The 11,972-nt window shown below is 33.4% G+C and carries 11 protein-coding genes and 1 pseudogene; 2 read left to right on the top strand and 10 right to left on the bottom strand.

What is annotated here, in order from left to right; genetic code table 11:
* Positions 1-2: 2 nt before the first annotated feature.
* Positions 3-1,301, bottom strand: coding sequence for a DASS family sodium-coupled anion symporter (locus MEFER_RS03150; protein WP_015791185.1), 1,299 nt, complete (start codon positions 1,299-1,301; stop codon positions 3-5).
* Between the two features lie 190 nt (positions 1,302-1,491).
* On the opposite strand from MEFER_RS03150, the gene MEFER_RS03145 reads away from it, so the two are divergent.
* Both MEFER_RS03145 and MEFER_RS03140 read left to right on the top strand, forming a co-directional pair.
* Complete coding sequence (locus MEFER_RS03145; protein WP_015791184.1) at positions 1,492-1,881, top strand: 30S ribosomal protein S8e; 390 nt, start codon at positions 1,492-1,494, stop codon at positions 1,879-1,881.
* Between the two features lie 119 nt (positions 1,882-2,000).
* Positions 2,001-2,532 (top strand): annotated as a pseudogene (locus MEFER_RS03140) (radical SAM protein); the annotation flags it as partial.
* Between the two features lie 2 nt (positions 2,533-2,534).
* Here MEFER_RS03140 and MEFER_RS03135 read toward each other — a convergent pair.
* The 9 genes from MEFER_RS03135 to MEFER_RS03095 form a co-directional block, all read right to left on the bottom strand.
* The gene (locus tag MEFER_RS03135; RefSeq protein WP_048056304.1) at positions 2,535-3,707 is read right to left on the bottom strand and encodes a bis-aminopropyl spermidine synthase family protein; all 1,173 of its coding nucleotides are present in this window, start codon (positions 3,705-3,707) and stop codon (positions 2,535-2,537) included.
* 30 nt (positions 3,708-3,737) lie between these two features.
* Positions 3,738-4,745, bottom strand: coding sequence for a hydrogenase expression/formation protein HypE (gene hypE / locus MEFER_RS03130; RefSeq protein WP_015791181.1), 1,008 nt, complete (start codon positions 4,743-4,745; stop codon positions 3,738-3,740).
* A gap of 279 nt (positions 4,746-5,024) precedes the next feature.
* Positions 5,025-5,615, bottom strand: a complete 591-nt coding sequence (locus MEFER_RS03125; protein WP_015791180.1) for a hypothetical protein — start codon at positions 5,613-5,615, stop codon at positions 5,025-5,027.
* Positions 5,616-5,784: 169 nt separating this feature from the next.
* Positions 5,785-6,777: a pyridoxal 5'-phosphate synthase lyase subunit PdxS gene (gene pdxS / locus MEFER_RS03120; protein WP_015791179.1), complete on the bottom strand. Its 993-nt coding sequence runs from the start codon at positions 6,775-6,777 to the stop codon at positions 5,785-5,787.
* A 76-nt stretch (positions 6,778-6,853) separates the two neighbouring features.
* Positions 6,854-7,813, bottom strand: a complete 960-nt coding sequence (locus MEFER_RS03115) for a TIGR00341 family protein (RefSeq protein WP_015791178.1) — start codon at positions 7,811-7,813, stop codon at positions 6,854-6,856.
* Between the two features lie 48 nt (positions 7,814-7,861).
* The gene (locus MEFER_RS03110) at positions 7,862-8,809 is read right to left on the bottom strand and encodes a transketolase family protein (protein WP_015791177.1); all 948 of its coding nucleotides are present in this window, start codon (positions 8,807-8,809) and stop codon (positions 7,862-7,864) included.
* Positions 8,810-8,834: 25 nt separating this feature from the next.
* Positions 8,835-9,497, bottom strand: coding sequence for a ribulose-phosphate 3-epimerase (gene rpe, locus MEFER_RS03105; RefSeq protein WP_015791176.1), 663 nt, complete (start codon positions 9,495-9,497; stop codon positions 8,835-8,837).
* Positions 9,498-9,518: 21 nt separating this feature from the next.
* The gene (locus MEFER_RS03100) at positions 9,519-10,346 is read right to left on the bottom strand and encodes a transketolase (RefSeq protein WP_015791175.1); all 828 of its coding nucleotides are present in this window, start codon (positions 10,344-10,346) and stop codon (positions 9,519-9,521) included.
* Between the two features lie 148 nt (positions 10,347-10,494).
* Positions 10,495-11,937: an RtcB family protein gene (locus MEFER_RS03095; RefSeq protein WP_015791174.1), complete on the bottom strand. Its 1,443-nt coding sequence runs from the start codon at positions 11,935-11,937 to the stop codon at positions 10,495-10,497.
* Positions 11,938-11,972: the final 35 nt, after the last annotated feature.

Below are 11,972 nucleotides of genomic sequence, written 5' to 3'. Positions count from 1 at the left end.
TTTTACAAATAGAATGTGAAGTATAAAGTTATTACAGTTGCAGAAAGCACTGATAAAATTGTTCCAATTTTAATCATCTCTTCCTTTTTAATGCCTTCACCATACACAATAGCGTTAGGTGGGGTTCCAACTGGTAAAATAAAGGAGCACGATGCAGATATTCCAATAGCCAATATTAAAATCTCTTCTGGAATTCCTAGAGGCGCTCCAAATAGTATTGGGATTAATACACCAGCCAACCCAGTGTTGCTTATAAAATTAGTTAATATTATGGTTGTTGAAATTATTGTAAATATTATGATAATTGGGCTAAAACCACCTAAAACAGCAACAAGTTTCTCAGCCAAAAAAGCACTTGCTCCACTTTCAGCAACAACCCCTCCTAAACACAATGCTCCTCCAAATAAAATTAAAGTTCCCCAATCTACTTTTTTAAAATCGCTAACCTCAACCAAATTAAATACAAACAACAAAATTATGGCAAATATGGCGATAATTGAATCAAAATATTTAATGTCAAATACTTCACTTAAATAATCGCTGAATATCCAAAGAAAAGCTACCAATAAAAATATAATCAATACTTTATTGGCTTTTTTGCTTAGCTCTACATTTGCTTTAACGGCAATATCCTCATTAGGAATCCATTTTTTGAAATAAAGATATAATGTTAAGGTGGAAATTAAAAATAGCAATAAACTTATTGGAAACCCTACTTTAAACCAGCTAAAAAATCCATAATTTAAATAACTGCTTGATATGGCGTTTGGTGGAGAACCTATGATTGTGGCTATTCCACCTATTGAAGCAGAGTATGCAATTCCTAACAATAAAAAATCCTTCAATTTGTGGGATTTTTTATATATTAGCCCTAAAGCTATGGGTAGGAGAATTAATGTTGCTGATGTGTTACTAATCCACATGGATAGAAAATATGCTGATAAAAACATTAAAAAACACGTGGTTTTTAAGTCCTTTCCATAATTTAATAATTTATAGGCAATAAATTTATCCAAATTGTGATTTTTTAACGCCTGTGCAATTATAAACCCTCCCAAAAATAAAAATATTATTGGATGGGCAAAGTACGTTAAAGCCTCTTTTAGGTCAAAAATTCCAGAAAAGACTGCCATTATTGGTATAGCTAAGGATGTAACTGGGAGAGGGAGTAACTCAAAAAACCATAAACATCCAACAACCATCAATATTACGATACCTTTGTAAATATCTGGTAGCGTTGTAACGAAAATTGTTAAGAGTATAATCATCCCTAAGCCTACGAACTCTTTAGATAATCCCATAATATCCACCAATTTTGCTATAATTATAACCTATTTGTTGATAGTTAAGTTTTTATATACCTTATATCTTTATTCATTATTCATAAACTCGCATGGCCTGACCCGTGTCTCTTTTAAAAGTAAAAATTATATAGCATTTATTAGTATTAGATAAGCTAAACAAGAAAAAAACAGTAATTAAGGTGTTAATATGAGTGTATGGCAAGGAAGAAGTAGAAGAAAACCAACAGGTGGGTTGTACAAACCAGCAAGAAAAAAGAGAAAATACGAAATGGGTAGGGAGCCAATAGAAACACACGTAGCAGAGGAGACATTTAAAATAAAAAAGGTCAGAACAAGAGGAGGAAACTTAAAGGTTAAAGTTGTTAGAACAGGATTTGCTAATGTATTAGACCCAGAAACAGGAGTTTGTAAAAAAGTTAAGATAATAACAGTTAGAGAAAACAAGGCAAACATCCACTACGTCAGAAGAAACGTTATAACAAAAGGAGCAATCATTGAAACAGAATTGGGATTGGCAAGAGTAACATCAAGACCAGGGCAAGATGGAACTGTTAATGCAGTATTGATTAAGGAATAATTCCCTTAATTTTATTTTATTTTTATCCTATTGAATTTATCTATTTGAATTAACTATTTAATTGTGGTAATATGAAACTTGGCAGATATTTGGCTGTTTCAAAAGATTTTGCTCCAGCTATGGCTAAAATAATCAAAAATAAGAAGATTATTCAAAGAACGTAAATTTTGTTGGAGGGGAGCCTACTCCTCATTTGCTAAGTATTTTAAAAACTCTAAGTTATTTGGATAGGAATATCCCAGTAGTTTGGAACTCAAACATGTATCTAAGTGTTGAAGGCATATATTTATTAAAAGGAGTTGTTGATCTCTACTTAACTGACTTTAAATTTGGAAATAATGAATGTGGGGAGGGATTATCAAAAATTAAAAACTATTTTGACATTATTAAAAGAAACCATTTGCTAATAAAAGATGAGGAAGTTATAATAAGGCATTTAGTCATGCCAAACCATTTGGATTGTTGCACAGAGAAGATATTTAACTTCATCTCAAAAAATTTGGACAACGCTGTAGTTAATGTCATGTTTCAATATCGCCTGAATACAGAGCCAAGTTTTATTCGGATATAAATAGAAGATTGACTTATGAGGAAATAGAGAGGGCTTTAGAATTGGCAGAAAAATATCATTTAAATTTGATTTATGAGTAATTTTATTCTTTAATCTTCTCTCTCTTAACCATTTTAAATTTCTTTCCTCCACATTCACAAACCAAATCTTCAACTTTTTTAACTTCTTCACCAACTTTATGAATTTTTCCACATTTTAGGCATTTATAGTATCTTATAACTGGTTTAACCAAACCTGTGTATATTTTTTCAGTGTCTCCAATCTCCGCCTTTAAATCCCTCCCAATCAATCGTGCTATAAATGTAGTATTTGCGATTATTTCACTACCTTCATAGTAATTAAAATTTGGAATTAGCTCTGAGATAACAAAACCCATATTTGTAATTGCCTTTTGAATAGAAAGCCACTCATCTATTGGTTTGTGTGAATAAGATAAATAAGCTATTCCTTCTTTCCCTAAAGCTTCAATTCCTCGTGACAAAAATAACTTTAATCCATTAACCGTATATGGCGGGTCTGTTGAAATAACATCAAAGCTCTCTTTTAAATCGTCAGGTAAAGGGTTTCTTAAATTATGTTTAATGGTTCTTATTTTAACCCCCTCTTTTTGTGAAAATTTTTCTATAAGCTTTAAAATTCTTTCGTCTATATCTACAACAGCTATCTCTTCAGCCATGTTGGTTAAAGCGGCTGGCAAAGATGTTAAATCATCATCCCCAACGAATAAAATCCTTTTTCCCTCTAAATCTCCTCTCTCATACATTAAAGCAACTCTATATGTTGATGTCTCAGGTGTTGCAAAGGATTGATCTATTGTTGTATTTGCCAAAGGTCTTTTTTTAGCCCAAACTTTAACCCTATTTAAAATATCTTCAAAAAACTCATCTAAAACTATTCCTCTTCCATTACAAACACTGCATGTGAGAGATTTTTTATACTTTAATTTCAAAAAATTTTCTGCAAATTCTATGCCCAACTCTGTCAGCTCAGCCCCTCTTTCAGTCCTTTTTAATATCCTCTCCCTCTCTAAAATAGTCCTAACTTTAGCAACAATTGGTAGAGGTAATCTTGTTTTTTGAGCAATCTTTTTTGTTGATATTGGCTGATGTCTATAAATAACCCTAATTATATCTTCAACAGCCCTTTTTCCTTCAGCAATATCTGCCTTTTTAGCAACACTATCTAAAAGTATTGAAAATTTTGCCTTCTCATCCCTATAGATTTTACCTTTTCCCATCTTCCCTATAATTTTCATCATTTCACCAAAAATTAAAAAATATAAAAATTAGCACACTCTTGGAATAGGGTCTCCAATAGGCATATCAACGATTCTCCTACCAACAATTGTTTCCATTACAACCCCTTTGTGTTCTTTTGTAGCATAACCAATAATTTCAGCGTTCTTTCCTAAAGGATGCTCTCTCAAGATATCTAAACATCTTTCAGCATCTTCCTTTTTAACAGCTATAACTACTTTACCTTCATTTGCTATAGTTAAAGGATCTAAACCAAGAATGTCACAAATTGACTGCACTTCATCACTTATTGGTATCTTATCCTCAAATATTGTTATACCGATATTGCTCTTTTCAGCCATCTCATTTAACGCATCTGCTAAGCCCCCTCTTGTAAGGTCTTTCATTGCATGTATTTCAATGCCTTCTTCTAAAACCCTTTCAATCATCTTGTTTACTGGGGCTACATCTGACTTTATGTTTGTTTCAAAATCAAAGCCCTCTCTTGATAATAAAATAGCTAATCCATGCTCCCCTATATTCCCGGAAACAATTATTGCATCCCCTTCTTGAACATTACAGTCTCTTATCGCCTTTCCTCTATCAACAACTCCAACTCCTGCGGTTGAGATGATGATGTCATCTACACCGTCAGATACCTTTGTATCTCCTGTTATTATAGCTACTTCAGCCTCTTTACATGTTTCATTTATTGATTTGATTATTTTTTCTAAATCCTCTAAATTAAAACCTTCTGGAATTATTAAAGAGAGGGATAAAGCTAATGGCTTAGCCCCCATAACCGCCAAATCATTTACAGTTCCACTAACAGCCAATCTTCCAATATCCCCGCCTGGGAAGAATATTGGTTTAACTGTATGTCCATCAACTGTAAAGACAATCTCTTTATCGCCTATTGGGATAGTTGATGAATCATCCAAGCTTTCTAAACCAATACCTCCATTAACTGATGTTATCTCCAAATTTTTCAATATTACATCTTTTATAAGCTCCTGCATTACCTTTCCTCCAGCTCCATGCATCCTTGTGATTTTCATAGATATCCCCCTCTTTATTAATAAATATTTAACTTTAAATTGCTTATGTTAAGTTATGAGTCGATACTTAAAAAGGTTAAGGATGGAAAGAAGCTAAAGAGTTTTATGATGTTATTATCGAGCTTAATAATAAAGAAAATGAAATTATTATTATAATGATGATGGAGATAACTTAAGATGAGGATTAACTAAAAAAGAGAGCATTAAACATTTAGATGGAAAAATACTATAGGATTAATAAAACTTTTTTATTTAGGGTTAAAATAAAGATTTTTTAGTTTAGTTAAGTTTTCTTAAAGCAATTATTGGTATTAATGACAAAGCTATAATTATTGCCGGTAATGGAATTGGAAGTTTTATCTGTGTCTGTTGATTGTTAGTTTCATTAGACTCTGGTTGATGTTGAGTGCCATTATTTTCATTATTATTCTGCCTCTCATTGTTATTGCTGTTTTTCTCAAAGTACCAAATTAATGTATTTCTATAATTTTCATCAGGCGGTTGTTCATTTACTGTCCCATCATAAGTTACATAATACTTAATCAGCAGTGTTGATATACCTGAAGTACTACCAATTATTGTGACCCTTACTTTATTATCACCAATTTGCTCAGCAGATACAGTTGTTTTAAGTGTTAATAAATTTACATGAAAATTGAAAAACGATAGATCCCAAGATTTTTCTATAATTTTACTTTCTCCAACTGAAATATTCCCACTCATGGATAGCGTCGTCCTATATATTTCTATATCTAAAATTTTTACATGCCCTTCAATTTCTGCATTGGTTGTGAAATCATAATTTTCCCCAAAAACTTTCCCTACCAACAACAAACAAATAATAACAAAAACAAAAAATAATTTTTTCATAATTTCACCTTATTTTACTACCCTAACTGTATAGTATTATAATAATATTATAATATTGACAATTCAATAATTGGGATTAACAATATTATCATCTTTATTTTTTTAAAGATTTTTGTATTTAAGAAACATATGTATAAAAAATGAAAATAAAAGAATAAAAGAGATTAATTTAATCTCCTCTATATTGCATCTTTTCTGCTTCACTTATTTGAGTTATATCTATTCCTCTCATCGCTTCTCCTAAGTTCTTGCTAACTTCAGCAACAACTTCTGGTTTATCGTAGTTGTATGTTGCTTCAACAATTGCTTTAGCCCTTTCTAATGGATTCTCTGATTTAAAGATTCCAGAACCAACAAATACTCCATCAGAACCAAGTTGCATCATTAAAGCAGCATCTGCCGGTGTTGCAACCCCACCAGCTGCAAAGTTAACTACTGGCAATCTTCCTAATTTTTTAACTTCTAATAAAACTTTATACAGCCCATCAATAATCTCAGCCAATGTGAAACCCTCATATATTGACTCATTTTCCAATACAGTTGCTGGCAATCCCATGCCCTCTCTAACTATCTTAGCTAATTCAGCATATCTATTAGCGTAAAACTTAGCTACGCCATAAACCTCTTCATCACTCATTCTCTGCAATTGAGCTATTGCCTCATTCATTAATCTCATGTGCCTAACTGCTTCAACTATATTTCCAGTTCCTGCCTCTCCTTTTGTCCTTATCATAGCCGCTCCTTCCCAAATTCTTCTAACTGCCTCTCCTAAGTTTCTTGCCCCACAAACAAATGGAACTTTAAATTTCTTTTTATATATGTGGAAGAATGGGTCTGCTTGAGTTAATACCTCACTCTCATCAATCATATCTACTCCAATTGCCTCTAAAACCTCTGCCTCTGCAGTGTGTCCAATTCTACACTTAGCCATAACAGGGATTGAAACAGCGTCCATTATCTCCTCAATTAAAGCTGGGTCTGACATTCTCGCAACCCCACCAGCCGCTCTAATATCTGCAGGAACTCTCTCTAAAGCCATAACTGCAACAGCTCCAGCTTCTTCAGCTATTTGTGCCTGTTCTACGTTGGTAACGTCCATTACAACTCCATGCTTAACCATTTTGGCGAATCCTTTCTTTAATAAGTCAGTTCCTTTTTTCATAACTCTCCCTCCAAAATTATTATAAAATTTGTTATTTTGTTATGAATTGTAACTTCAACTATATATTTTTAATTTATTAATGATAGTAAATTAAAATAAACACTGCTATAAGCATTACAACCCACAATAAGATTGCGTATAATGTATATTTCCTTGCCAACTCTTTTTTCCACCATCTATATGGGGAGATTCCATAAGCTGAGAATATAACAATGGCAGATAAATTTATGGCTATTATATTTATCAAAAATAGCATCAATGCTGAAAAGCTCTGCTCAATATAACCAGCCCCTATCAATAAACCAAAAACAACCAATGGAGGTAATAAAGCGATAGCTATCATAACACCAACAACTATTGAAGATATGTTTGATATTGTTGATAAACTTCCAGCAATCCCTGCCGATAAAGCTATAATAATATTCCAAAAATCTAAGGTAATTCTTGAGTGTATTTGTGGATTGTCTAAAGATATTGGCAAATAATAGCCGGCAATTACTGATAAAGCTATGACAATAATCAATTCCATTATTATAGTTCTTATACTTTTTAATGCCAATTTGTAATCTGCCACTGTAATTGACAATGATAGGGATATATTAGGCCCTAACAAAGGAGCTATAATCATCGATGCTATTAATAAAGCAACATCATCTTTACAAATTCCAGCGATTGCAACAATTGTTGATAATATGAGCATTAGTATATTCTCCTTTGTTAGATTTGCAATATCTGAAACTATATTATATAACTCATCCCTAATTAACCTTTCAGGTTTTTCTTCCGCCTCTTCTTCAACTGGAGGATAGGTCATGGTTGGTTCAAACACAACAACTCTATAATTCGCTCCTCCATATCTCTCTTTAAGTTTATCAACAACTTTTTCACTATCTTTTAAAGTGGTTAAAATTTGTATGGTTGAAATAGCCCCATCTGTTTGAACATTAGCCCAAATAACGCCTTCCCATTCTTTTATTTCATCAATCCCCATGAATAAATGCTTAGGTATATGGCATTCAATAAATCTAAGCTTCATACTCCCAACATAAAAACTATTTAAAATTTAAAAATTAAAATAAAATGATTATTTTTTCATTTCTTCCATAATTCTTTTAGCTATACTCTCTCCATCCAATCCATAGTGTTTTAAGAGCTCATCGGCTTTTCCACTTCTTCCAAACACGTCGTTAATTCCAATTCTCAATAACTTTTTATTCAAACCGTTTGAGGCTATAACTTCAGCAACCGCTCCTCCCAAACCACCAATAATGTTGTGGTCTTCAACTGTAACAACGAAATCCTTTGATTTTTTAATAATATCTTCATCTATTGGTTTTATTGTAGCCATTTCTACAATTTCAGCTGATATACCATTTTCTTTTAATATTTCTCCTGCCTTTAATGCCTCTGGCACTTCCTCTCCAGTGGCTATAATGGTTAAATCATCCCCATCAACTAAAACCTTACCTTTACCAATTTCAAAACTTGCCTCTTCCTCACTTTCATAAATTATTTCTGTATCTCTTCTTGGCATTCTTACATAAACAGGGCCTTTATACTCAGATACAGCTCTAATAACATTTTTTGTGTGGTAGTAATCTGTAGGGGCGATAACAACCATGTTTGGTATAGCCCTCATTATCGCTATATCTTCGCACGTCTGGTGGGAGGCTCCATCTTCCCCAACTGTAATTCCTGCATGTGTTGCGACAATCTTTACATTTAACTTTGGATATGCAACCAAATTTCTTATTATCTCCCATGCCCTTCCAGAGGCAAACATGGCAAATGATGAAGCAAAGACAATTTTACCTGTTGTTGCCAATCCTGCAGCCATTCCAATCATGTTTTGTTCTGCAACTCCTGCATTGAAAAATCTGTCTGGAAATTCTTTGGCAAACATTGCCGTCTGTGTAGAGCCAGATAAATCAGCATCTAAAACCACTACATTATCGTATTTTTTACCTAACTCTACTAATGTTTCTCCATAACCCTTTCTCATCCCTTTATAAATTCCAGTTAATTTAACCATACTCTTCACCCAAATAACATTAATTTTATTCATTTAAAGCTTTTAAAGCAGATTCTCTTAAATCTTTAACCGCTTTTTTAATGTCCTCTTTTCCAAATATTGCAGATGCAGCAATTAAGACATCTGCCCCTGCTTTAACTGCCAAAGGAGCTGTTTCAACATTTATACCCCCATCAACAAAGATTTTTGTATCGTAGCCATTATTGGCAATGATATCCTTTAACTTTTCAATCTTCTTTGTCATAATTGGGATAAATTTCTGCCCTGAAAATCCTGGTTCAACGGTCATTATTAGAACAGCATGAACCTCTCCTAAAATATACCCAACACTGCTCAAAGAAGTTGCCGGATTTAAAGCCACAATAGGCTCAGCTCCAATCTCTCTAATCTTTTTTATTGTTCTAAATGGAAATTTTACTGCCTCTATGTGGAATGTTATATAATCCATACCTTTGAACTCATCTATAAATTGATCAGGATTTTCAACCATTAAATGGGCATCAACTGGAAGTTTAGCTATTTTTTTAATGTCTTTTGCTATTCCAATGCCTATACTTATATTTGGGACAAAATGTCCATCCATAATATCAACATGGAAGAAATCAACTCCAGCCTCTTCTGCCTTTTTAATTTCCTCGTTCAAATTTCCAAAATCTGCAGATAATATTGAAGCTCCAATCTTAACCATTTAAACCACCAAAAGGCAAAATTATTCATATTTTAATTCTTCCAATGCCTGTTTTAACTGCTCTTCATTAGGAGCTTTTCCATGGAAGGAAACGTTATTTTCCATAAATGAAACTCCTTTACCTTTGATTGTATGGGCTATGATCATCTTTGGTTTTCCATTCTTTAAGCTTTTAGCCTTTTCAACTGTATTTATAATTTCTTCAAAGTTATGCCCGTCTATTTCAAAAACATCCCATCCAAACGCTTCAAATTTAGCTTTTAAATCCCCTAAACTCATAACATCCTCTGTGCACCCATCTATCTGGAGTTTATTTCTATCTATAAATGCTATTAAGTTATCTAACTTATAGTGGGCTGCTGCCATCGCTGCTTCCCAAACTATACCTTCCTGGCATTCACCATCTCCCAATAAGACATAAACGTAGTTGTTTAATTTATCCAATCTACATCCTAAAGCCATCCCAACACTTGCTGAAAACCCTTGCCCTAACGAACCTGTACAAATCTCAACTCCTGGTGTATCCATTGATGGATGCCCTTGCAGTTTTCCTTCTAATCTCCTTAATTTCCATAGTTCTTCTTCTTCAATTAACCCTAACTCAGCTAAAACAGCATACAATGCTGGAGCTGCATGTCCTTTACTTAAAACAAACCTATCTCTATCTTTTTTATATGGATTTTTTGGATCGTAATTCATCAATTTAAAGTATAAGGCAACTATGATATCTGTTGCTGATAAACTTCCCCCTGGATGCCCCGACTTTGCTAAACCAACCATCTTTACAATATTGTATCTAACTTTTCTTGCTATTTTTTCCAAATCCTTAATTTCTAAGTTATTGGCCATATTTTCACCTTTTAATCTTTAAAAATCATATTCTTAGTTGATAAATTAATAAAAAAGGAAAAAATAAAAATCCAAATGATGTTATGCTAAAATAATTATTAGTTATATTTAAAACTTACCAAAAACAAATAAAAATAAATAAGGTATTTTATCCTTTAATAACACCCAATGGTCTCATTCTTGCAACTTTTAAAGATATTCCTGCCTTATGACATGTATCAGCCACTAAATCAACATTTTTGTATGCCTCTGGAGCTTCCTCTGCCATAACTGCCTTTGAATCACTCATAGCAACGATTCCCATTTCAGCCAATTTTCTTTGGACTTCTTTACCCTTCCATAATTTTAATGCCTTAGCTCTACTTAACTTTCTACCTGCTCCATGGGCGGTTGAACCGAAAGTTTCTTTCATAGCAGTTTCTGTCCCTCTCATTAGATATGAAGCAGTTCCCATATCTCCTGGAATAATAACTGGCTGTCCAATTTCTTTATATTCTTTTGGTATCTGTGGATGTTTTGGAGAAAACGCCCTTGTAGCTCCTTTTCTATGCACTATAACATTAACTTTTCTTCCATCTACTATATGCTCCTCTTTCTTAGCTATGTTATGAGCTACATCATAAACTATGCTCATCTCCAAATCTTCAGCATTTATTCCAAACACCTCTTCAAAACTCTCCCTAACCCAGTGTGTAATCATCTGCCTATTTGCCCATGCGTAGTTTGCCCCACAACACATTGCCTTAAAGTAACTCTGCCCTTCTTCTGATTCAAATGGAGCACATGCTAATTGTCTATCTGGAAGCTTTATTCCATAATTTTTGGCAGCTTTCTCCATAATTCTTAAATAATCGGTGCAGATTTGATGCCCTAATCCTCTTGAACCTGTATGAACCATAACAACTACTTGATTTTCTTCAACACCAAATACCTCAGCAGCTTCTTCATCAAACACTTTTTCAACATACTGCACTTCTAAGAAGTGGTTTCCACTACCTAAGCTACCTAATTGAACCCTCCCCCTTTCTTTTGCCTTATCTGAAACATAGGAGGCATCGGCATCTTTTAGGCATCCATGTTCCTCAATAAACTCTAAATCCTCTTCCCATCCATAACCTTCTCTAACAGCCCATCTAACCCCTTCCTCTAAAACATCATCCATAACACTTTTACTGAACTTTAAAATTCCCTTACTACCCAATCCAGAAGGAACATTTTTAAATAAAGTTTTTACGAGTTCTTTTATTTTTGGCTGAACCTCTTCCTTAGTTAAATTTGTTCTTATTAATCTAACTCCGCAGTTGATATCAAATCCAACCCCTCCAGGGCTTATAACTCCATCTCTCTGGTCAAAAGCTGCTACTCCACCAATTGGAAACCCATAACCATAATGCACATCAGGCATTGCAATTGAATATTTGTAAATCCCAGGTAGGCATGCAACATTTGCTATTTGCTCTAAAACCTCTGGCTCTAACTCATCCAATAAGATTTCATTTAAATATATCCTTCCAGGAACTCTCATGCAGTCTTTATAACCTTTAGGTAGTTCCCAAACTACATCGGAAACTCTCTTTAAAATCTCTTCCATTTCATATCACCGTTAATGTGTTTTTTTACAATTGA

Origin of the sequence: Methanocaldococcus fervens AG86, assembly GCF_000023985.1 — an archaeon.
GTDB classification, from domain to species: Archaea; AGJL01; Methanococci; order Methanococcales; family Methanocaldococcaceae; genus Methanocaldococcus; species Methanocaldococcus fervens.
The sequence above is the reverse complement of the archived record's forward strand: the minus strand, read 5'-3'. Positions and strand labels throughout refer to the sequence as shown.

Bases quoted from the DNA above. Each gene is read 5' to 3' on its own strand.
- MEFER_RS03150 (WP_015791185.1), bottom strand. From the start codon at position 1,301: ATGGGATTATCTAAAGAGTTCGTAGGCTTAGGGATGATTATACTCTTA.
- MEFER_RS03145 (WP_015791184.1), top strand. From the start codon at position 1,492: ATGAGTGTATGGCAAGGAAGAAGTAGAAGAAAACCAACAGGTGGGTTG.
- MEFER_RS03135 (WP_048056304.1), bottom strand. From the start codon at position 3,707: ATGAAAATTATAGGGAAGATGGGAAAAGGTAAAATCTATAGGGATGAG.
- hypE (WP_015791181.1), bottom strand. From the start codon at position 4,745: ATGAAAATCACAAGGATGCATGGAGCTGGAGGAAAGGTAATGCAGGAG.
- MEFER_RS03125 (WP_015791180.1), bottom strand. From the start codon at position 5,615: ATGAAAAAATTATTTTTTGTTTTTGTTATTATTTGTTTGTTGTTGGTA.
- pdxS (WP_015791179.1), bottom strand. From the start codon at position 6,777: ATGAAAAAAGGAACTGACTTATTAAAGAAAGGATTCGCCAAAATGGTT.
- MEFER_RS03115 (WP_015791178.1), bottom strand. From the start codon at position 7,813: ATGAAGCTTAGATTTATTGAATGCCATATACCTAAGCATTTATTCATG.
- MEFER_RS03110 (WP_015791177.1), bottom strand. From the start codon at position 8,809: ATGGTTAAATTAACTGGAATTTATAAAGGGATGAGAAAGGGTTATGGA.
- rpe (WP_015791176.1), bottom strand. From the start codon at position 9,497: ATGGTTAAGATTGGAGCTTCAATATTATCTGCAGATTTTGGAAATTTG.
- MEFER_RS03100 (WP_015791175.1), bottom strand. From the start codon at position 10,346: ATGGCCAATAACTTAGAAATTAAGGATTTGGAAAAAATAGCAAGAAAA.
- MEFER_RS03095 (WP_015791174.1), bottom strand. From the start codon at position 11,937: ATGGAAGAGATTTTAAAGAGAGTTTCCGATGTAGTTTGGGAACTACCT.